This is a genomic window from Chromobacterium haemolyticum DSM 19808 (genome assembly GCF_000711885.1).
GTDB lineage: Bacteria > Pseudomonadota > Gammaproteobacteria > Burkholderiales > Chromobacteriaceae > Chromobacterium > Chromobacterium haemolyticum.
The window spans coordinates 52,012-74,547 of the sequence record NZ_JONK01000017.1 but is presented as its reverse complement, the minus strand read 5'-3'; the positions used below and the strand labels follow the sequence as shown (position 1 = coordinate 74,547).

At 64.9% G+C, this 22,536-nt stretch carries 9 protein-coding genes; 6 read left to right on the top strand and 3 right to left on the bottom strand.

All coding sequences use genetic code 11. From position 1 onward, the window contains the following. The first annotated feature begins 90 nt into the window (after nucleotides 1-90). The 5 genes from BR71_RS11690 (at nucleotide 91) to yfcF (ending at nucleotide 17,994) form a co-directional block, all read left to right on the top strand. Entirely contained in the window at nucleotides 91-780 is a 690-nt protein-coding gene (locus BR71_RS11690; RefSeq protein WP_043637355.1) for a hypothetical protein, read from the top strand. After that, complete coding sequence (locus BR71_RS11685; RefSeq protein ID WP_043637352.1) at nucleotides 777-4,319, top strand: hypothetical protein; 3,543 nt, start codon at nucleotides 777-779, stop codon at nucleotides 4,317-4,319. The genes BR71_RS11690 and BR71_RS11685 overlap by 4 nt, the downstream gene beginning before the upstream one ends. A 14-nt stretch (nucleotides 4,320-4,333) precedes the next feature. Further along, the gene (locus BR71_RS11680; RefSeq protein ID WP_156038964.1) at nucleotides 4,334-16,027 is read left to right on the top strand and encodes a LysM peptidoglycan-binding domain-containing protein; all 11,694 of its coding nucleotides are present in this window, start codon (nucleotides 4,334-4,336) and stop codon (nucleotides 16,025-16,027) included. Nucleotides 16,028-16,194: 167 nt separating this feature from the next. Continuing rightward, nucleotides 16,195-17,079, top strand: coding sequence for a cysteine synthase CysM (gene cysM, locus BR71_RS11675; protein ID WP_043637334.1), 885 nt, complete (start codon nucleotides 16,195-16,197; stop codon nucleotides 17,077-17,079). 291 nt (nucleotides 17,080-17,370) lie between these two features. Continuing rightward, nucleotides 17,371-17,994, top strand: a complete 624-nt coding sequence (gene yfcF, locus BR71_RS11670; RefSeq protein ID WP_043637320.1) for a glutathione transferase — start codon at nucleotides 17,371-17,373, stop codon at nucleotides 17,992-17,994. Nucleotides 17,995-18,167: 173 nt separating this feature from the next. Here yfcF and BR71_RS11665 read toward each other — a convergent pair whose 3' ends face one another. The 3 genes from BR71_RS11665 to BR71_RS11655 form a co-directional block, all read right to left on the bottom strand. Next, on the bottom strand, nucleotides 18,168-19,355 hold the full coding sequence (locus tag BR71_RS11665; RefSeq protein WP_043590079.1) for a patatin-like phospholipase family protein: 1,188 nt from the start codon (nucleotides 19,353-19,355) through the stop codon (nucleotides 18,168-18,170). Then, nucleotides 19,352-20,134, bottom strand: a complete 783-nt coding sequence (locus BR71_RS11660) for a 3-hydroxybutyrate dehydrogenase (protein ID WP_043590077.1) — start codon at nucleotides 20,132-20,134, stop codon at nucleotides 19,352-19,354. Before BR71_RS11660 ends, BR71_RS11665 begins: the two co-directional genes overlap by 4 nt. A 330-nt stretch (nucleotides 20,135-20,464) precedes the next feature. Then, the gene (locus tag BR71_RS11655; protein WP_043637316.1) at nucleotides 20,465-21,205 is read right to left on the bottom strand and encodes an acetoacetate decarboxylase; all 741 of its coding nucleotides are present in this window, start codon (nucleotides 21,203-21,205) and stop codon (nucleotides 20,465-20,467) included. A gap of 543 nt (nucleotides 21,206-21,748) precedes the next feature. Between BR71_RS11655 and BR71_RS11650 the strand changes: the two genes are divergently transcribed. Beyond that, the gene (locus BR71_RS11650; RefSeq protein WP_019101698.1) at nucleotides 21,749-22,528 is read left to right on the top strand and encodes an HAD-IIA family hydrolase; all 780 of its coding nucleotides are present in this window, start codon (nucleotides 21,749-21,751) and stop codon (nucleotides 22,526-22,528) included. The last annotated feature ends 8 nt before the right edge of the window (nucleotides 22,529-22,536 follow it).

The window sequence follows — 22,536 nt, the reverse complement described above, 5'->3', positions numbered from 1 at the left end:
CGCCCGCGCTTGAAGCGGCCGTCGCGCCTGTCGAGTAGAGGGCGCGCCGGCCGATGAAGGCTTTTCCGGTCAACCACCATCCAGGGCCTCATGTCGAATTTGCTGCTGCTGAGCAACGATGCCGGTCGCCAGGTCTTCATCACTGTGGTGGGCGTGCCGATGCCGGATGGCGTGCTGGCCAACTACATCACCAATACCGCCAATCAGCCGCAAACATTCGACAACCGCTTGTACGCCTGGGAGAGCAGCGCCAATCAGGTGCCATGGGACAAGGCGCCGGTCGGGCAGGCCGCTTTGCTGAGCGATAGTTCCACGTCCACTCGGGTGCTGAATTTCGATTACGAGCCCAAGGGCTATGTCATCGCCTACGCGGTGGCGGGCGCGGCGCAGGCGGTGTGTTCCAGCGTCTACCTGCCCGCCGGCGAGCAGGACAATCCGCAAGCCTGGGCCTATGACAGCGTGTCGCTGCAGACGGTCTACGTGGACAGCAATGTATTGCAGCTCAAGTACAAGGTGCTGACGGCGTATCAGCCGAAAGCCGCCGGCAACTGGGTGGGCATCTGGCAGGGCTCCACCGTGCCTTACAGCGGCGATCCTATCCGCAGCCTGCCCGTGCCGCGCGACGACGACTCAGGCTACCTGGCTATCGACGGTCTGAAACTGACCATCAACACCAGCTACGCGGTCGGCTATTTCATGCAGGCGCTGCCGCAGGGGCGTACCTCGCTGGCCGCGACGACGACGTTCACGATAGGCGCTTATCAAGGAGAAAAAACATGATCGCATTCGAGCGCCTGGCGGGTAGCCGGCTGTATATCGATCAGGCAAACCAGGAGGGTGCCGGCTGGTGGGGCTGGCTGCTGGCCGCCGGCGCTCAAGCGCCGGCCGGCCCGGTGCCCTTGACGGAAGCGCTGGAGAATGCGGATTGGGCCGGCAGCTTTGTCTACTGCGCCGTCGCGCCGGATCTGAGCGGCGACAAGGCCGCCGTCTTCATCGCGGCGCTGGATGCGATTCTGGCCACGGTCATCGGCGGGCGCGCGCTGCTGTGGCTGCGGCAGGCGGAGCGGCCGCAGCAAGCGCTGGAACAGGGCTGGGTCTTGTCCTTCGCCTCTGTTGCCGGCGTTTTGCGCACCAGCAATGGGCTGGATCTGAGCCTGACCGGCGACGGCAGCATCGGCGTCGCCATCGCCTCCGGCGCGGTACTGAGCGTCGCGGAATCCGGCGACGCGCTGACGCTGACCGGTCGCAATGCGCCGGCGGCCACCTTGAGCGGCGGCATGGCGCCCATTTTGTATCAGGATGATTACAGCGCCAGCTTGGCGTTTGACGGCACGGCGCTGGGCAGCTGGCGCTTTGGCTTCAAGACCGCGCGCCAGGCCTTGGCGCGCAACTTCGCCTGCGGCTTCCAATTGCTGGTGCCCAATACGGTGGCGGACAGCGCCGGCTCGGACCAGCCGGTGAAGAACTTGAGCGCTTATCTGCCGCTGGTGAACGGCGGCGAGCCTAACCCCACCGACCTGTTCGCTTTCACCGCCGAGTTCAACCCTGTCAATCCCAACAATATCTTGCCGGCGACGCCCACCGTGTTTTGGTTTGCCGCCGGCGCCAGCCAGGATCTGGTGTCTTACTACCGCACCGTCTACGGCATGACAGTGACTCTGCGGCCGGTGCTGGACGCGGCGGCTGGACGGCCAGCGGGCCTGGTGGTCAATCCCGGCTCCGGCAGGACGCCGCTGTATCTGGGTTACAGCTTTGCGCCGGTAGGGGACTTCGAACTACGGGTGGTGGGAGCGGAGGACGGTCAGCCGCAGCAATTGCTGGCCGGTTTGTCCGGTTCGGAAAACATCGGCTTCGTCAGCGGCGCTGCGTACTTGCGCGCCAGCGGCGGGCAGCCGGCCTATGCGCCGGTTTTTCCCCTGGAGCCCAGCTCGCCGGTGGGGCCGCCCTTGGACCCGCTGGCCTTGTTGCTGAATCGGGACTTCCGCACCTCTTGGTGCACGGTGACGGCCAAGGGCGAAGGCGCCAGCGCTCACTACGCGGCCGCGCCCAAGGGCGCCGATCTGTTTGGCCTGCCGGACGCCGCCAAAGCGGACGGCGGCGATCTGCTGGAACCCAAAGACCCCGGCTTGGCCTTGCCCAACAGCGGCGAACTGAGCTTCCCCCTGTTGCCGTTCGCGGCGTTTCGCTCCGGCGCCGGGGACCAAGATTTGCAGGCAGGCCAGATGGAGTTGCTGGAGAGCCAGATCGTCAGCCCCACTCGGCGCAATCGCATCAACGCCGCCTCCGCTCAGGCGTCGCGCTCGGCGCGCGCCAGCCTGGGCCTGGACTTGGCGCGCAACGTCGCCGGCTACAACGCGGCCACGCCGGCAGGCTTCATCGCCCGCGTCGCGGAGCGGGGCTGGAGCCGTCTGCTGCTGGCGCAGATCATGGCGGGCGGGCAGCCGCAATGGCAGCTGGGCTTTACCGCGCCGTCCAGCGCCTTGCAGGCGGCGTTCCAGACCGACAACCTGTTTCTGCCGGTGGCCAATCCCCTCCAGTTGGGGGTTGAGGCCAGCGGCGTGATGCCTGAGGATCCGCCGGCCAGCCCGTCCCGCTTCTACAACCAGTTGGAGATCGATCGCTGGCGCTTCAAGGCGGCGGTGGGCAAGGGCAACCGCTACGGCGACTATCGCAATGTAATGGTGGTCAAGGGCGTGCCCGGCAGCCTGCTTGAATTGGTGACCCGGCCGACGCAATGGACGCAGAAGAATCTGTTCGCCGCGCCGCTGGGGCCGGATGGACTGCCGGACGCGTCGCAGTTGACCCCGCTGGCCGATTGGCTGAGCGCATACTTCGCCAGCGCGCTGAAGCAGCAGGACAATCCCTATTTCCAGAACTTCTGCCGCATCATCCGGGATCCTAACTGGCAGGGCGTTTTGCTGCTGCGGGTGGATATCGAGAAAGTGCCGGCGGAGTTGCTGGGTTTGTTGGCGGGGGTGACTCAGCCGGAGGCCTTCGCCGCACATCATATCGGCGTCGAACTGAGCCAGATCGACGGCAAGACCGTGACCCAGAGCGACTCCAGCTCCTTGTTCGGGTTGATCTACTACCTGGATCCGGACTACGAAGACGAGCCGCAGGCGCATGCGATTCCGCCGCAGGACGCCGACGCCACCTATGAATTCCGCCTGCTGACCTTGAAGGCCTTGTTCCAGAACACCGCGGTGCAGCGTTTTGAAAGCGTGGCCCAGGTGGTGCTGAATCAATTGTTCGGCAGCCGGGTGGATAGCATGGTCGAGGATCAGGGGCAGGCCAATATCTACAACGCCGTGTTGCTGCAAGGCGGTTTCCAGACCAACGGCGGCGCGCCGGTGTACTCCTTGTCTTCCGCCCAGCCGGCCTTGTTCAAGCTGCGCAACAATGTGCTCACCAGCGTGGAGATCGCCACGGCGGCCTTGTCCACGCGTGATGACGGTGCGGGCGGCAGCGCGGTGTCCTGGCTGGACATGTCCGGTTTCATGCAGTTCGCCGTGCTCAAGGACGAGGCGGGGGAACTGCCGCCTTTCGATCTGTTTTCCTTCGGCGCCGACGGTGATGAGCCCGTGGCCGGCCAAGGCTTGCGTTTCAGCGGCCTGGGCCTGCGCATCGCCTTCCCGCTGAGCGGTCCGGACAGCGGGCCCACCGTGATCTCCATGCTGGAAAACGAGCTGTCCTTCAATCCGGCGGCTAGCCGCTCGCGAGCGCAGGGTCTGTATCGCGATTTCCAACTGGAATTAAATGGCCTCTTGTCCGGCGCCGCAAACAGCACGCCGGCGGCCAAGGGGTTTTTGGCGGTGGCGACCAGCTATGGCCTGCAAGGCGTGGCCGACCGCGCCTGGCACGGCCTGTCGCTGCGCGTCAACCTGGGCACCTTGGGCGCGCTGGCGTCCAAGGTCAATCTCAACACCACCTTGTTGCTGGCCTGGGCCGACGACAGCGGCGCGGCGGACGACGGCTCCGGCTATCAGGCTCATGTCGGGATGGCCTTGCCGGGCGCGGGGCCCGGCGGCGAACTGTTCAGCCTGCAAACCGTGATCAAGCTGTCCATCGGCGCGATCCGTCTGTTGTACAACGCCGAGCAGAAAGGCTATTTGTTGCTGCTCAACGAGATCGCGCTCAAGTTCCTCGGTTTGCTGCGCATTCCGCCCAACGGGGCCACCTCGTTCTTTCTTTTCGGCAACCCCGGTGCGGAGACGCCCACCGGTCTGGGATGGTACGCGATTTACAACCAGGACCAGCCGCCTCCGGCCGCCGCCCCCGATGCCGACCCGACGGCGCTTACCCACCAGTCTCAATCTTGAAGGACGGCGCGATCATGACGTGGCCTTTCTCCCTGTTCGACAACGCCAACTCGGCCAGCCGCAATACTTCCGCCCGGATCAACAAGGAACAGATCGCCGCGTTCCGGAGCCTGCTGGAACAGCAGGCCGCGATCCGTCTATTGGTGGGCACCGGGGGCAGCTTCGGCAACCAGTCCGCCACGGTCAATCTGTTGCGGCGCTTGACCGATCCCTTGACCGCGGCGGGGCTGACTTACGCCTACGCCGGCAAGGCCGAAGTCTATTACCAGGGCGGCGAGGACACGCTGGCCAAGCTGTACGAGTTGCTGCCGGAACTGGAGCATCAGCCCAGCGGCAAGCTGAACCAGGCCACGGTGGAGCTGAAGGCTTATCCGCAAGCGCCGCCGGCGGACAAGGCGCTGTTCGGCTTCACCGGAGCGGTGGACGACAGCGCAGGCAACTACGCCACCGGGCTGAACGTCGAGTATTTTCTGCAGTTGCAGCCCTATAACTACAATTACGCGGAAAAAATAGATTTCGTCGGCGCCAGGCGGCCGGCCATTGATTTGCTGCAAGTGCCGGAGCTGAACAATCCCAGTTTCCGACGCCGGGTGTCCTATGTGCCGGAATCCAGCTATGCGGCGCCGGACTGGGCGGATTACGCGGATAATCCGCGCGCGGCGATCCTGCGTTATCTGACCGGCGACGCCTTGCTCAAGCAAGTGCGGCTGGTGGTGTCCTACGCCATCATGCCCAGCGCTCAAAACGTGGTGAACAGCAGCCCGGAAGCCGCTGCGGCGGTTCTGTGCGGGGGCCTGCTTGATTACCAGGACAACGGCGACCACAGGCTGGCCGCGCCGGTGGTGGTGTTGAACCTCAATCGCTTCGGCAGTATGGAGAGCGAGGCGCCGTTGCAGGCGGTGGCGGGCTTGCTGCGCGGGGACATGACCCGCGACGAGGTGGTGGTGCTGACCGGCACGGACCCGAAAAACGCCAGCCGGCGGCAGGCTGCGCGGCAGGTGCATGAGGCGCGCCGCCGCTATATGGCTTCGCTGAACGCGGTGCAACGTTTCAGCTGGCTCAACTATCCCACTTCGACGGCGGCGGTGGATGCCGCGGTCAACGCGATTGTCGGCAAACCCAACCAGGTTCTGTTCATCCAGTTGGGGCCGGTGCCGCAGCCCTTGTTCTACTACGCCCTGTTCAAGACCAATACCCTGTCCTTGTTCGAGGGCGCCAACAGCATGATGGCGGCGATCAATATGGGGTGTCCGTTCCTGGCCTTGCCGCGCAAGGGCCTGGGCGTGCAGCCGGCCTTGTACCCCAGCGTCAACCGAGGCCTGTTCAGCGCCTCGCCGCCGATCAACGAGCTGGCGGCCGCCGCCAACCAGCTCAATTTCTCGCTGGACAGCTGGCCCACCGGCAACCAGAGCGGCAACCCCTGCCGGCAACTCGGCGCCTTCATCCAAAGTCTGTGCGCCCAGACCGCGACGGACGATCCGATTCCGCGTTATTTCCGTGAGCTGAAGGCGTTCTACGCCACGTCCAGCGCAGACAAGCTCAATGTCGCCGTCGCCTATCTGATGAACGTTTTCCAGGCCGAGCACGCCTTGCAAGCCGCGGCCGCGCGGCGGGCGCGTCGCGCCGATGGCGAGGAGGGCGAAGACGAACCGGCCGAGAATCCGCTGAACGCGCTTTATCTGGAGCTTAAGGAAAAGCTGGGCGAGGACGGCGAGATCCAGCCGCCCAAACGGCTGGACTTGGTGCCGGGCATCCTGGCTGGCGGCAATATCAACGAGGCGGTGCTGGCCCTGTTGCAGGGCTTCAGCGCCAGCCTGTGGCTGGAGGTGTCCCAGTTCAAGCACGAGGGAGAGGAAGACGACATCGCCTCCATCCGCTTGGAGGGCATGACCGGCATCTTCGCCAGTCTGCAAATCAGCAACCGCATCGCGGTGATCTTCGATGCGCCGGAACAGCAGTTGCGGATGAACCTGGAGCTATCCGCCGAGGGCACTTGGTCGCTGCCCGGCGTGCCCTGGATACAGATGAGCGGCCCCTTCCTGCGCCTGTCCAGCTCCGATGGCCAAATACCCGTCACCGCCGCGTTGGGCGGCCGCTATCAGCCGCTGGGCGCGGAGCTGCAATTGCTGGCGCCGTCGGCCGGCGAGCAGGCCTTGCTCACCGTCAAGTTCGACGCGCCCTATCCCGGCATAGACCGCGCCTTCCAGATGGCGGCGGCGGTCAACCTGGTGGCGGTGCTGCCGCCGCCGCTGAACGTGCTGGCGGACCTCGGCCTCAGCCAGCTGGACCTGTACTACCTCAGCAAGGAAGAGGACGCCTCCGCGCTCGGCTTCATCATCCGCTCCAACAGCGCCAAGCCGGTGCCGCTGGTCGGCAAAGTGGCCTTGAGCAACGTGGAGGCCCAAGTGGCGTTGATCGACCCGGTCAAAACGCGCCAGGTACGGGCCAGCGCCAACGGCAATTTCATCATTGGCAGCGGCGAGCAGGCCGGCGTGGTGGCGGTGGGCGTGCAATATCCGGATTGGCAGTTCCGCGGCACGTTGGAGTCCGGCGTGATCCGCATGGAGGACCTGCTGTCGCTGTTCCTGCCCGGCGTTGACCTGACCTTGCCGTCGTTGCCGGTGATAGACAGCTTCGTGTTCAACTACGCCCAGGCCGCCGACAATCTGCAAGTGTCGCTGAACCTTGTGTTCCAGCCGGCCTGGACTTTCGAGTTTTTCGGCAAGCCGCTGTTCAAGCTGGACAACGTCGGCTTCTCGGTCAGCCGCGCCAAGCTGGAAAACCAGGGCAATATCACCGCCAACACCACCTTGCTGCCGGACATGGCCCATCCCTTGGTGGTGGGCATAGGCGCGAGCTACGCCGGCGGCGGAGATTGGGCATTTTCCATCCAGCAGCAGGACGACACCGTTTTCAGCATTAATGAATTGCTGGAACAGTATCTGGGCCGGGATTGGCGCACCGTTTTGTCGTTCCCGGACGTGAGCAAGCTGACGCTGCAACTGGACTGGGGTAAGCAGAAAGCCACTTCCTTTGAATTCAGCGCCGCCACCGCAAGCGCCTGGGTGCCGATTTCCGCCTTGCCCGACGTCAGCGTCACCGGCCGGCTGAAGCTGGGCTATCTGGGCAAGAAGGCCGCCGAGCGGCTGGGGCTGGCTCCGCTGAACACCGAGGGCGACGATCCGCCGCAGGTGCCGGGCACCTATGGCGAGATCGGCGCCGACCTGACCCTGTGGAACATCAAGCTGGGGGTCAGTTATAACTTCGCTCCCGGCAAACAGGAATTGAGCTTGCGCTGGCTGACCCTGCTCGCCACCGTAACGACCGACAAACAGGGCGATACCGTCGCCACCTTCAAACTGGACAACAAGTCCATCGGCGAAATGGTGGAGACCTTCGTGTCTTGGGCCACCGGCGCCGAGTTCGGCCTGGCCGCGCCCTGGAACGTGCTCAACTCCTTCAGCCTGAGCGGTCTTGAGCTGGTGTACAACTTCAGCAAGAAACAGGTGGGCTTCAATATCGGCATCGGTCCGGTGGATTTCGGCTTCTTCACGCTCAAGGGCGTGGCGTTGAAATACGATCCGCAGGTCAAGGACGCCAAGGTGGAAATCACCGTGCAGGGCAGTTTCGTCTGGCAATCCGGCGACGCCCTCAGCTGGGACCCCTCCAAGCCGGAAACCACGCCGGCGCCTCCGGGCGGCGGCAACAAATATCTGGACCTGCGCCTGCTGGCGCTGGGACAGCACGTCACCGTGCCGGGCCTGGTGGAGGAGACCTCGGTGCAGGGCGTGATCGCCAAGCTGCGCAGCCTGGAAGTGCCGAACCCGCCGGAGGTGCCGGTGGGAGGCAAAGGGCAGCCGGTGTTCGCTCCCGACAACTCCTGGTTCATCGCCTTCGACTTCGGCGTGTTGAAAACCCAGAAAGACAAGGAAGCGCCAGCGGCCAAGGGCAGCCAGCAGTTGATCACCGCCCGCGAGGCGGCCGCGGCCGACGAGGAGGCCGACGAATACCTGTTGCAGCTGTCCATGGTGTTCAACGACCCCACGCTGTACGCGCTGCGCGTGGCGCTGGCCGGGCCGATGGCCAAGATTTTCGCCGGCCTGGATTTCCAGATACTTTATCGCCAGGTATCGGAAACCGTGGGTTGCTATTCCGCCAATATCGCCTTGCCCAATCTGATGCGCAAATTCCAGATCGGGGTGGCCACGATCACCCTGCCGGAGTTTGGCATCAATCTGTACACCAACGGCGATTTCCAGGTGGACATCGGTTTCCCGTGGCGGCAGGACTTCGCCCGTTCCTTCACCATAGAGCTGATCGTGGCGCCGGGCATCCCGGTGCTGGGTTCGGCCGGTTTTTATTTCGGCAAGCTCAGCAGCGCCACCACCAATCTGGTGCCGGTATCGGAACGGGGGTGGTTCAATCCGGTGCTGGTGTTCGGCTTCGGCGCTCAACTTGGTCTGGGCAAATCCATAGAGCTGGGGATTTTGCGCGCCGGGTTCAGCCTGACGGTGTTCGGCGTGATCGAAGGCGTGCTGGCGCGCTGGCTGCCTTACCGCGAGGCCACGCCCAGCCAGGGCCGCGACCAATTGCAGGACGGCTATTATTTCTCGCTGATCGGCACCGCCGGGGTGCAGGGCCGCCTGTACGGCAGCATAGACTTCGCCATCATCCGCGCCGACGTCAATATCGCCATCAAGATCTACGTGCGGCTCAGCTACATCGCCTATCAGGACATCCCCATCAGCGCCAATGCCTCGGTGGAGGTCAGCGTAGACGTCAAGATCAATCTGGGTCTGTTCACCATCACCATAGGCCTGTCGTTCTCGGCCTCGGTGCAAGCCACTTTTGTGCTGAAAAACCCGGCCGGCAACAATCCGCCCTGGGGCCGCACCTTGCCTGGCAACGGCATGCGGACGCTGGCCTTGGCCGGCGGCTTGCCCGCGCGTCATGCGGCGGCTGAACTGGAAGCGCGCCGGCTGCGCCGCGCGCTGGGGCAGAGCGGCGGAGCCGGCCCGCGGCTGGCCGCCAACGCCGCCGGCTATCAGCCGGCCTGGGGCAATCTGCAAGCGGGGCAGCTCTTGCAACTGACGGGTTGGACCGTGCCGGTGCTGACCGTGGCAGGCGATCAGGCCAAGACCGCGGCCGAGCAATTGCCATGCTATGTGGCGGCTTTCTTCCTCGCCACGCCGGAGCCGGTCAAGGCCGGCGGCGCCTTGGCGGCCGCCCGCAACGGCGGCTCCGAGCAAGGCCGGCTGGCGCATGCCGCGCTGGCGCGCGCGCGCCAGCGCCCGGCGCTGAACGCCCGGTTGGCCGCCAATGGCGGCGAGGACGGTTTTGAAGACCTGGCCGTGCGGGTGCTGCAATGGGTATTGGCCGCCGGCATGAGCGGCGCGATGAGCCCGGACCAGCTCAACCAGCAAGTGGTCAGCGCCGATTTCCTGAACCAGGCGCTGCAGTACTTTTCCAATCCGGATCAACCGCTGCCGATTCCGGCCGATCAGGTGGAGGCCTTCCTGGCGCGGCAGGCGACGATCTGCTTCGCCGCCACGGCGGCGGCCAACGCCCACGGCGTGTTCTTCCCGGCGCCTCCCGGCGTGCGCCTGAACGTGCCGAGTTATGCCGGCGCGCCCGGCTACGATTATGCGTTCGGCCAATACAACAGCAGCCAGACCGACTATCTGCTGTTGCTGCGCCAGTATTTCCAGCAACTGCAGGTACAAGTGGAAGGCGGCGGCGCGCCGACGGCCGGTGCCGTCCGGATGCAGTCCGGCACCGGCGCCTCCATCGCCAGCTACATCTTTGGCGACTACTTCTGCCTGCTGGCGCGCCAGGCCTTGCAGGCGCTGCGCGATGGCCTGGGCAACTTCAAGCTGGTGATTCAGCCGGCGCAGACGGTGGCCGAGATCGTCGACTGGGTCAACGCCACCGGCCAACTGTCCGGCGACGACGCTTTCAGCGCCGGACAACTGTTCGTCGCCAACCAGGAGCATCCGCTGGCGGCGGGAGCCCAGCCGTTGACGGTGGAGGGCATGCGCTGGCAAACCCCGGGAGGCCTCAGTTTCGAACAAGTAGCCGCGCAGTCCTTGTTTGGCGGCGGCTTCAACGGCGAGCAACTGGCGCGGGCCAACGCCGACGAGGCGCGCATCCTGGCCGCCAATCAACGCATCGTGTTGGGCGATAAGGTCTACCTGACTCAGGACGGCGATTCGCTGACCGGCATTGTCGCCGGGCTGGGCGTATCGCTGGACACGCTACTGCAAGGCAGCGACGTGCTGCGGCGCGCGGACCTGTTGTCGTCGCTGGCGATACTGGCGTTGCCGGCCTTCTCGCAGCCGGTGGCCGCTGGAGACACCCTGGCCGGCATTTCCGCGCGCTTGGGCGTGAGCCTGGATCTGCTGGCCGGCGCCAACGGCGCGGCCGCCGGTTTGTTCGATCATGACAGCGATCCCAATCTGAATATCCCGGAACTGGCGCAGTTCCAGGTGGGCGAGTTGATCGACGAAGCGCTGCGCACGCTGGCGTTCCAGAACCTGGGCGCGATGGCTTCGCGTTACTACCTCAACGGTTTGCGGCTGCCCACCGCCGGCCTGACGGCGAAATCGCCCGGCTTGTTCGTCAAGCCCAACGGCCAGGGCGGCTACGACTACCCGGCGCAGCTGGGTCTGTTCGCGCTGACTGGGCAGGCCTTCCCGCTGCCCGCGCTGCAAGACCCGGCGCAGGGGGCGAAGTTCAGCTTCACGCTGAGCCGCGGCGCTGCCGAAACCTGGCTCAGCCTGGGCGCGCCGGGCAGCGCCAGCGCCAGTTTCGAAGTGAGCCAGGACGATTACCTGCGCTATGTGAAAGTGCGCGCCACAGCCACCGGGCAGCCTTTGCGCACGGATACGCGGGCGATCCGGCCCTTGCTGGACGCCGAGGCCCAGGCCTCGCGCTTCCCGCTGTCCAGCTCCCAGCCCTGGCAGTGCGCGGCGCCGGTGGCGCTGCCGCGCCAGGCCCGCGCGCCGGAGGTGGCCGAACCGCGTTTGTGGAGCCTGCCGGATTCGCTGATCAACACCCCGCTGGAGCAAGGCGTGTTGCCGCGTTTCGCGCCGCAGCTGGCGCGCACCGACGCCGCCACCGGCAGCGTCAGCGAGCAGCCCTTGCTCAATTACGGCTTTGGCATGCTGATCCCCTTCGGTGTGCGTCGTACTCAGCCGCTGGCGAACAATCCCAGCAGTCAGCGGCTGTATGAAATCATCGGCGCGCCGGACAAGGAAATCGTGTTGCTGGAGCGCGTGCTCAGCCAATTGCAGGGGCCGGGCGCGGGCTTGAGCCAACTGCTGGTGCTGTACCGGCCGGCCGCCACCGGCAGCGAGGTGGCCGGTTGGCAGATGGAAAACCCGGCCGCCAGCCTGGCCGGCATCGCCAAGGTCAATCTGTCCACCGAGACCCGTCCTCCGGCGCAGAACGGCTTGCGCGCGCTGGCGCTGACCGAGAACGCCTTCCCCAATCTGATCGGCGCGCCGGACGATTTTCTGCGGCTGTTGTGGGAAGCCAGCATCACCCGTCAGGGGGGCTTTTTCCTCAGCTACAGCCAGGGCTTGCAAGCCGGCGGCACGCTGTCCGGTTTGCCGGACCATGTGTTCAACGACAGCGGCGAAGCCGAACTGGCGGTGCTGGCGCTGTTCGCCGCGGACGAGGGCGAAGGGCAGGCGGTGGGCAACTGGATGAACGTGCTGGCCACCAATGAGTCCTTCGACGCCAGCGCCGCGGCGCTGGTGGCGACCGCGGTGCTGCGGCGGGAACAGACCGCGCCGTTGGCTGACGCGGCCACGCTGGACGGCGTCGCCGCCGGCTATTACAGCCGGGTCGATAGTCTGGCCCGGCTTAACGCCGGGCGGCCGTTGCGCGACGGCGCCGTGTTGCGAGTGCATGGCGGCGTTTATCAAGTCGCGCCGACTGGCGCGGCCCCTGGCGGCGACCTGACGCGCATCGCCGAGCATTTCTTCACCACCGAAGACGCGATCAAGCAGGCCAACCCGTATCGCGCCAGCTGGAGCGGCCCGTTGGTCAGCTATACCGCTTTGCGTCTGCCCGAGGTCGATGTGACCGTGGGCCGGCGCTACGCCAACGGCGCTGTGTTCTCCACGCTGGACGATGTCTCGGCCTATTTCCAGGCGCCCTTGGCCGGCCTGGCCGCAGCCAATGCGCGCACGCCCGGCCTGTTCCCGGCCCAAACCGCGCTGGAGGTCGAGTTGGGGCCGTTCGATGTGTCGGCCACGACTCAGGCCGGCGTGGCCGGCATCGAACTGGAGCGCAAGGCCGCCCCGCCCGTGCCGGACAGGGCCGACGGCGCCGATTGGGGCTGGATCTATCTGGCCAATCTGTTCAATCTGCTCGGCTACCGCAACAGCCTGACCGACGATTTCAAAGAGAGCAATTTCGGCGTGGCCACCGGTCCGGGCAATATCGACGGCAACGGCCCTGCCGACAAAGTGCGCGCGCCGCGCGCCGCGAACGAGGACGAGCCGTGGCGTTATGTCCGCACCGTGCCGTATCCCGGTTTGTACCGGCATCCGCCGGTGCAGCGCCAGGCCTCGCCTGCGGTGAGCGGCAGCCCATACCTGGGCGTGGGCGGTTTGTTGCAAATTGAACTGGCCTGGCTGGATTTGTTCGGCAACCGCATCCTCAGCGACCTGGACGCGCCGCCGGCCGAGGCGCGCGTATACAACTTCCCGCCGCAGCTGACCGGCTATACCGACAGCGTGTTGGGCATCGGTCAATGGCCGTCTGTGGCCAACGACTACCTGTTCGCCACCTTGCAAGACGGCAAGGCGGGGCTCAAGGTGTCGCTGGCCTTTGACCAGCAGCCCTATTTGGACGCGGCCAAGGCGCTGGACGCCGGTGGTCGGCAGCGCATCGAACAGGCCATCGCCATCTACGCCAAGGTCTTGTATCAGTTGCAAGACCCCAACGGCCTCGGCATCGAGCTGAGCAGCAGCGTCTGCCCGGAGACCGCGCTGTTGGAGCCCTCGCAGCAGGCGGCGCTGGTCAATTGGGCGGTGGACATCTACGCCTGGCTCAACAGCTTGCTGCCCAACAGCAGCGGCAGCCATCAAGAGCGAGCCGCCGGCTTCCAGCCGCTGTTGGAGTTGAGCGCGCCGCTGCAGGCTGGCCAGATCAACGACGACCAGATCTTCCGCTTGGACGCCAGCCTGACCTTGAGCCGCAAACCGCAGTTGGTGAGCGGCGCGCTGGCGGCGGTGTCCGGCGTGGCCGAAGCGGGCACGCTGTTGTCGCCGTCCACCGGCCCGCTGCAAGGCGACCAGGCCGCGGCGAGCGCCCAGCGCGATCTCAAGCAGTTTGCGGCCCGCTTCGAGCAAGCGCTGTCCACTCCGCAGGGGCCGCGCTACCAAGTGGCCACCGGCAGCGATCGCAACGCCTTCACCGGCGGCTCCGGCATGACCTTGTGGGCGGTGCAGTTGGGACGGGACGCCGCGCAGGGCATCTCCTACCGTCTGCTCAATCCGGGCCAACCCAAGCAGTTCGCGCCCAGGCCGGTATCCAATCAATTGGCGTCCAAGATGGACGCGGCCATCATTCCCTACCGCACGGGCAAGGTGATCAGCCTGCAGGACCCGGCCGAGCCGCGCGCTTTCACCGACGTGGATCTGGATCAATGGCTGCAATCCTCGTTGGCTCGCATTGACCAATTGCTGTCGCCGGCCTATGTCGCGCCGGCGCAGATCTTGCGCAGCCTGACCGGCAACAACGCGATGCAGGGACTGCTGGACGCGAAAGAAGCGCTGGCCCAAGCCTTGAAGAGCGCGATGATTCCGGTGTTCCGCGACGAGAGCGCGGACCAGAGGGAACTGGACGCGATCCGCGAAGCCTTCTTCCAGAGGATGCTGGGCACGCTGAGCGAGTTCTACGCGGTGCGCGCCGGTCTGCAGTTCCAGGCCGAGGTCAATGCCGCGATCCAACCCTCGGGCGCGGAACTGACGCCGCGGCTATACGGCAATATTGTGAGCCAGCCGGGCGGCAGCGGCATCATGGGCCGCGGCAACCTGTCTCTGACCGCGCCCAAGCTGGGATTGAAGCTGGCCGGCGACGGCGGCGGCAATACTCGCCTGCTGAGCTTCCTGCTCTCCAGCGCGGGCCTGGAGGCCAAGAAAGTGGACCTGGACCTGGTGTTCGAAGGACAGAACATTGAACACCAGATCGGCGCGCTGGCCGGCATCCGCGGCTACCAGCCGTCGTCCTGGCTCAGTTTCGTGGCGGACACCGCCGGCGAGAGCTGGCCGCTGCGCCAGGCGTTGGGCGCTTTCAGCACCCCCATCGTGCTGCGCGCCTTCCCGGAAACGCCGACCCTGACCCTGCAGGAGGCGGCGGCCAACGCCGACATCGCTTGCCCGTGCCGTCTGCCTGCGGATGAAGTCATGGCGGCGCGGCTTACGGCCGCCGGGGACCCGGCTTGCAGCCGGCCCGGCGACTACAATCCGCTGGCCGCGCTGAGTCGTTGGAATTATCGGCTGCGCTATGCGCTGCAACGCCATTTCGAGCAGGACGCGATCAACGGCCAGATTGATTTCAATCTGGGCGGACAATCCGGTTTGAGGGCGATGGCGCTCAGCCGGGATCTGTTCGACAACCTGGCGGAAATGACCCAGGTCTTTCCCAAGGTGGTGGAGGATCTGAACCGCTTCTTGCTGCCGCTGGACATCAACAGCAAGGACCCGGCTCAGATCCAGAACGCCGAGGCGGCGCTGCTGTCCGCCGGCGAGATGGTGCAGTGGCTGGCGGACAGCGCCGGCGGCGGGGGCTTGTTGCAAGCGAACAGCCGGCTGCTGGCGCAGGCGGAACCGATACGCTTCGTCATTGAGGAGGACGCGGTGGAGCGCGTCAACCCGGATGGAGGCAAGGTGAGCGCGCTGCGAGTGACGCTGACGCTGGCGCAGCCGCTGCCCGAGCGCGCCGGCCAACCTTTCGTGCAGGTGGAGCCGGAGCGATACGAGTGCGAGCCGGAGGAGGGAGAAGGCCTGAGCCGTTCCTTCACTTATCTTGATCGGAGCACCGGCGCCTATCTGGCCGCGTCCGAAGGCAAGGGCATCGCCGCGCGCATGGTGGTATTGCCGGACCTGGATATCCTGGAGCGGCAGGACGCCAACGCTCAGGTCTTCCTGCGGCGCAACGAGGAGTTGGTGCCGGGCAAGCCGACGGCGGAGCCGTTCGTCTATCAGACGCCGACGGTGTCCCTGTCCGCGCCGCTGCGTCCCACCGTGGATTCGGATCAGCCGGTGAACATGGCTGTCATCTACGCCCAGGGCGCGGACCAGCCGGTGAGCCGGTCGCTGGAGTGCCAGCTTGGCTTGTTCTATCAGGCTTTGTTCGGCCATGCCGGCAGCGACAGCGCCATCCTCAGCCTGACGGTATATTACGAGTACCGGCTGAACGATGCGTTGAGCAAGGTGCGCTTGCCGGTCTACCTGATGCCGCCTACCGAGGTGGCCTTGCAAGAGGGCGGCGGCGGTCTGCCGCTGGCCGACGTCGTTGTCCAGCAAGCCCGGGGTTGCGTGGACTGGTTCGCCGCGCACGAACCGGAGCAAAAAGGCGGCAGCTTGTGGTTCGACCTGACCGTCAGCTCCAATTTGACTGAACAAGCTCAGCCCTTGTTGCGCTTGCGCAATGTGTTCCTGGAGCTCACCAGAATCGAGCCGCCCATGGTTTGATCAACCGCCCAGGCTCCGCCGCGCGCCGGAGGGCGGCCTCCCTCTGGCGCAAGACCCGCTCCCTCGCCGCCGCGAGGGAGCGTAACGGTTATTTGCTTAGACATAAGGATTCCGTCTTTGCTGATAGCCAATCGGTATAATGACCGTTCCCCGTTGGAGAACGCGTCGTGTACAAGCATCTGGAAGATTTCGTCGGCCACACCCCGCTGGTCAGACTCAAGCGCCTGCCCGGCGTCACCAGCAACACCGTGCTGGTCAAGCTGGAAGGCAACAACCCGGCGGGCTCGGTCAAGGACCGGCCGGCCCTGTCCATGATCCGTCGCGCCGAAGAACGCGGCGAGATCAAGTCGGGTGATACTCTGATCGAACCCACCAGCGGCAATACCGGCATTGCGCTGGCGATGGCGGCGGCGATGATGGGGTACAAGATGATCCTCATCATGCCGGAGAACTCCAGCGCCGAGCGGGTGCAGGCGATGCGCGCCTACGGCGCGGAAGTGGTCCTGACGCCCAAGGAGGCCTCGATGCCGGGTTCCATCGACCTGGCGCGCAAGATGGAAGCCGCCGGCCAGGGCCGCATCCTGGACCAGTTCTCCAATCCGGACAATCCGCTGGCCCACTATGAAAGCACCGGGCCGGAAATCTGGCAGGACACCCGGGGCGGCATCACTCACTTCGTGTCCAGCATGGGCACCACCGGCACCATCATGGGCACCGGCAGCTACCTGAAGCGGCAAAACCCGGCCATCCAGATTGTGGGCGTGCATCCGGAGCCAGGCAGTCAGATTGCCGGCATCCGTAAATGGGAAGACCCCTACGTGCCCAAGATCTGCGATTTCTCGCAGCTGGACGATTTGCAGCATGTCAGCCAGCAGGAGGCGGAGGATATGGCGCGGCTGCTGGCGCGCGAGGAGGGCATTCTGGCCGGGCCTTCGTCCGGCGGCGCGCTGGCGGTGGCCTTGCGCCTGTCGAGCCAGCTGGAAAACGCGGTCATTGTCTCCATTGTCTGCGACCGCGGCGATCGCTACCTGTCCACCGGCCTGTTTGGTTGAGAACCGGTTCACGATCTGCTGCGCGTTGTGAGGCGTGACACGGTGGCTACCGCTTCGAAATGCTCATGTACCACTTGTACACTCCGCTTTCTCAGCGGTTTTCGCCTTGTTTCGCCTTGGCTTGCAAGATCGTGAACAGGCTCTGAGAGTCCGTTCAACGTCCGCTGGGTGTCGGTCGGCGGCCAGGACGGACGGCGCGCCGGGAAACGCAGTGTTCGCGTTTTGGCGCTGGCGCCGGGCGCCGCATGTCTTTAGCATCTGAGATCCTATGTTCCCGTCCCGGAGGCCCTTATGCTGCTGCATGTCGATTCCCGTTTCCTCAGCCCCTACGCCTTGTCCGCCTTCGTCGCCTTGAAAGAAAAAGGGCTGACCTTCGAACTGGCGACCTTGAGCCTTGCCGCGCAAGCCAATCTGGCCCCGGCCTATCAACGTCAATCGCTGACCGCCCGCGTGCCCATGCTGGAGGACGGCGAGTTTCAACTCAGCGAATCCTCTGCCATCGCCGAGTATCTTGAAGACGCTTACCCCGAGCGTCCCCGGCTTTATCCGCTGGACCTGCGTCAACGCGCCCGCGCGCGCCAATTGCAAGCCTGGCTGCGCAGCGACCTGATGGCCTTGCGGGAGGACCGCAACACCGAGGTCGTGTTTCTGCGGCCGGCGGCCGGCACCCTGGCGCCGGAAGCGCGCCAGGCGGCCAACAAGCTGATCGCGGCGGCGGAGCAATTGCTGCCGGCCGGCGACGGCGATTTGTTCGGCGCTTGGTGTCTGGCCGACACCGATCTGGCGTTGATGTTGAAGCGGCTGCAATACGACGACATCTTGCCGCCGCGCTTGGCCGCCTATGTCGAACGTCAGTGGCAACGGCCTGCGGTGCTGGACTGGCTGGAGTTGGGACGGCGGGCGGCATTGGTTTGAAAGGCCGGGCGCGCGCCGGCTTCCGCCGTCTCAGCACCTGTTGACGATCTGCCGCGCGTCGGCGGTAAGGCGTTGAAACCCGCTTCGAAATGCTCATGTACCACGCGTACATTCCGCTTTCTCAGCCGCTTTCGCCTTGTCTCACCCTTGCTCGCGAGATCGTAAACACGTTCTCAGCGATGCACGTCGTGGGTGACGAAGGGCCGGTCCGGCGACGGCATCTCCAGCCAATCCGGGTGGCCCAGCGTGCGGCAGATGTCCTGGTAGCCGCTGGCCCAGTGCGCGCGCATGGTCTGGGCGCCGAACTGATAATCCTTGTGGTGGTCCTCGTACTCCTTGTCCTGGTAGATCAGGTGGATCACCTTCAGCAGCCGGCCGCAGGCCAGCTCATGGGCGCGACGGTAAGCCGGGTGCTCGCGCTGCGCTTCCGGCACCAGCTCCATCAACTGCCGCAGCAAGCCGCGGTAGTTCTGCTCCCGCTTCATCGTATCGGTGATTTGGCGGGTGCGGCTGGAGTACTGGATGTCCTTCTGCCGCATGGCGATCGCCTTCATGTCCGTGGGCGGCTTTCCCTTGGCGCTCCACAGGTCCACCTGGAACACCAAGGAGTTCTTGCGGGGTTCGGTGCTCAGTATCTGCTTCAGCGGCGTATTGGACACCAGGCCGCCGTCCCAGTAGTACTCGCCGTCTATCTCCACCGCCGGGAAACCGGGGGGCAGCGCGCCGGAGGCCATGAAATGCTCGGGGCGCAGACGTTGACGGGTGTTGTCGAAATAGACGAAGTTGCCGCTGCGTAGATTGACCGCGCCCACCGATACCCGCATCTGATCGCTGTCGTTGATGCGGTCGAAATCAGCGAAGCGCTCCAGCGTGCTTTTCAGCGGCGCGGTGTCGTAGAAACTGCAGTTGGCGGGAGAGGGCGCGCCGGCCGGCCAGGGAGAGCGCGGCAGGAAGAAACCGTTCTGGCCCTCGGTCAGCGCGCGCCAGGCTTCCCAGCTTGCCATCAGCCCGTTGAGGCTCGCGGGCCAGTGGTGGGTGTCCAGTTGGCTGAACGGGCTGGGTGGCAGAAACGGCGGCCGGCAGATGGTGTCCCAGAAGGCGCGCAGTTGCTCCACCCGCCGTTCCGGCGGATTGCCGGCGATGATGGCGGCGTTGAGCGCGCCTATGGAGATGCCGGCCACCCAGTTAGGATGCAGGTCGGCTTCGGCCAGGCCTTGATAGACGCCGGGCTGGTAGGAGCCCAGCGCGCCGCCGCCCTGAAGCACCAGCGCCAGCACCTGGTAGCGATGGCCGGGCGGCAGGCTGCGGCTTTGGTACAGGCCGCCGGCCTGAGGGCAGGCCGGATTGTGCGGCGGCGTCATTGCATATACCAGCCGTGGCTGACGATGACGGATTGGCCGGTCAGCGCAGCGCTGGGGAAGGCGGCCAGAAACAGCGCGGTTTGGGCCACGTCGTCCACCGTGGTGAATACGCCGTCCACGGTATTGCCCAGCATTACGCGCTTGACCACTTCCTCCTCGCTGATGCCCAGTTCTTTGGCCTGCTCCGGAATCTGTTTCTCCACCAACGGCGTGCGCACGAAGCCGGGGCAGATCACGTGGGCGCGCACATTGTATTCCGCGCCTTCCTTGGCCAGCACCCGGCACAAGCCCAGCAAGGCATGCTTGGCGGTGACGTAGGCGGATTTGAGTTTGGACGCCTCGTGAGAGTGGACCGACCCCATATAGATCACCGTGCCGCCGCGCTTGTCTTTGTACATATGCGGCAGCGCGGCCTTGGTGGTGAGAAAAGCGCCGTCCACGTGGATGGCCTGCATTTTCTTCCAGTCGGAAAACTTGTAGTCCACCAGCGGGTTGACGATCTGGATGCCGGCGTTGGAAATCAGGATGTCCAGCCCGCCCAGCGCGTCCACCGCCGCTTGGGTGCCGGCGTTGACGGATTCCTCGTTGGTCACATCCATCGCCACGCCCACCGCCTTGCCGCCGGCGGCTTTGATCTCCTCCGCCGTTGCCTGCGCGGCGGCCAGATTGATGTCGGCGATAGCCACCGCCGCGCCGGCCCGGGCGTAGGTTTCCGCAATGGCTTTGCCTATGCCGCTGGCCGCGCCGGTGATCAAGGCCACTTTGCCGTTCAATTGCATGCTGCTCTCCTTGTTGTGGTGAGTTGTCGCGTGGGGACGGGCCGCGAAGCGGCTCTTAAACGTGTTTACGATCTCGCGAGTCAAGGCGAGAACGGCTGAAAAAGCGAAATGGTCAAGCGGTACATGACCCTTTCTAAGGGGTTTTCAACGCCGTGTCGCCGCCGCGCAGCAGATCGTAAATAGGTTCTTAGAGCCTGTTCAAAGTCTCGCGAGCAAGGGCGAGACAAGGCGAAAACGAGCGAAAAAGCGGAATGTACACGTGGTACATGAGCATTTTGAGCTTGTTTTTAACGCCGTATCGCCGATGCGCAGCAGATATTGGACAGGTTCTTAGTTGAGGTAATCGAATTCCACTTCACCTAGGCCCAGGGTCAGGTCGGCGATGATATGGCGCGCTTCCACGATCTCCAGCACCGGCAGTTCCGCCACCGGCGCCAGCGCGTGCGGGAACAGCGCCAGCGCCGCAGGCCCGCTCCAGGCGCCGTGCACGGTCACGTCCTTCAAGTAGAAGCGCACCAGTTCGCAAATGCGGGCGCTGCCGTCCACGTGCGGAATGATCTTCAGCAGGAAGTTGGGGGTGTTGACCATGGAGCGCTGCAGCGCGCTGGCGTCCAGCGTCTGGTGCTTATAGCCCATGGTGGCGGTGGCCACCCGAACCGGGCCGTAGTCCAGTTCGCCCACCAGGGTGTCGGTGCGCACTTGCAGCCGCGGGCAAGCTAGTTTTTTGGGAAAGCCCCACAGCTCGCGGCCGCCGGCGATGGGCGGGTGATCGTTCAGATACATCGCATGGGTGTAGTTGCCGGCCACGCCGCCCAGCCGCACGGGTATCACCTGGCCGCTTTCGGTGTAGTCGCCGAAGCCGGTGGAGTCCGGCATGCGGATGAATTCGAAATTCACCAGGTCCGAGGCCGGTTGCAGCGGCTCCGGCACCACCTCGCGCAGTTTGGCCGGATCGGTGCGGTAGGTGATGATGAAGAATTCGCGGTTGGTGAAGCGGTAGGGGCCGCGGGGGAAGGCGGGGTTGGTTAGCGGCATGGCGAAGGCCTGCTCGCGGATGGCGTCGATGTTCATACGTGCTGCGCTCCCTGGGTGGCAAAAGGTCGCACCTGTGGGGAGCGGCCGCTGCTGCGATAGGAGCCCGCCGGGAAAAATCGGCGCGGCGGGCAGGCGTGCATCTGGCGTCGATGGTACAGCTAAAGAGCCCGATAGCGGTAGCTTGGTTCCATGTCACCTGTCCGTTAGGATGGATTGGCGCGGGAGGCCGACCTAAGAACCTGTTCACGATCTGCTGCGCTGTGGCGATACGGCGTTAAAAACAAGCTCAAAATGCTCATGTACCACGTGTACATTCCGCTTTTTCGCTCGTTTTCGCCTTGTCTCGCTCTTGCTCGCGAGATCGTGAACAGGCTCTAAGAACCTGTTCAAAGCCCGCCGCGCGCTGCGAGATTGTGATTTCGTAGGCGAGGCCTTTTCTGCCGCAACGTCCGACCTTGCTCGCTAGACTTTCAACAAGCTCGATAGAGCCGCCGTGCTATGCTGTCGCGGTTGCGGCGAATGAAGCCGCGGCCCGCCTCCGTGCCGGCGGAATCGGCACCTGTGTTTTGGATATACCGTATGAGCAAAAGCATCATTTCCGACATGGATGGAGTGATCTATCGGGGCAAGCAACTGATTCCGGGCGCGCGTGATTTCGTCAACCGCCTGACGCAGGCCGGCACGCCTTTTCTGTTCCTGACCAATAACGCGGAACAGACACCGCTGGACCTGAGGCTGAAGCTGGAGAGCCTGGGCATCAACGGGGTGACGGAGGACAACTTCATCACCAGCGCGATGGCCACGGCGATGTTCCTGCGCAGCCAGACGCGCAAAGCGATGCCCACTGCCTACGTGGTGGGAGGCGCGGGTCTAATCAACGAGTTGTACAACGTTGGTTTTTCCATTTCCGAATCCCGCCCGGATTACGTGGTGGTGGCGAAGTCCCAGACCTTCAGCTTCGAGCAGATCAAGAAGGCGGTGCGCTTTATCGACCAGGGCGCCAAATTCATCGGCACCAACCCGGACATGATCGACCCGATAGAGGGCGGCGGCTACGAGCCGGCCGCCGGCACGCTGCTGGCCGCCATCGAGGCCGCCACCGGCAAGAAGCCTTACATCGTGGGCAAGCCCAATTCTCTGATGATGATGCTGGCCACCCGCAAGCTGGGCGTGCATCCCGAAGAGGCGGTGATGATAGGCGACCGCATGGACACCGATATCGTCGGCGGCATTGAAGCCGGCATGGGCACCGCGCTGGTGTTGTCCGGGGTGTCGTCTCGCGAGTCCATGGAGCAGTTCCCCTATCAGCCGGACTATGTGTTCGAGAGCGTGGCGGAGATTGATCCGCAAGCTTTGTAAAGTTAGGC

Bases quoted from the DNA above. Each gene is read 5' to 3' on its own strand.
- BR71_RS11690 (WP_043637355.1), top strand. From the start codon at position 91: ATGTCGAATTTGCTGCTGCTGAGCAACGATGCCGGTCGCCAGGTCTTC.
- BR71_RS11685 (WP_043637352.1), top strand. From the start codon at position 777: ATGATCGCATTCGAGCGCCTGGCGGGTAGCCGGCTGTATATCGATCAG.
- BR71_RS11680 (WP_156038964.1), top strand. From the start codon at position 4,334: ATGACGTGGCCTTTCTCCCTGTTCGACAACGCCAACTCGGCCAGCCGC.
- yfcF (WP_043637320.1), top strand. From the start codon at position 17,371: ATGCTGCTGCATGTCGATTCCCGTTTCCTCAGCCCCTACGCCTTGTCC.
- BR71_RS11665 (WP_043590079.1), bottom strand. From the start codon at position 19,355: ATGACGCCGCCGCACAATCCGGCCTGCCCTCAGGCCGGCGGCCTGTAC.
- BR71_RS11660 (WP_043590077.1), bottom strand. From the start codon at position 20,134: ATGCAATTGAACGGCAAAGTGGCCTTGATCACCGGCGCGGCCAGCGGC.
- BR71_RS11655 (WP_043637316.1), bottom strand. From the start codon at position 21,205: ATGAACATCGACGCCATCCGCGAGCAGGCCTTCGCCATGCCGCTAACC.
- BR71_RS11650 (WP_019101698.1), top strand. From the start codon at position 21,749: ATGAGCAAAAGCATCATTTCCGACATGGATGGAGTGATCTATCGGGGC.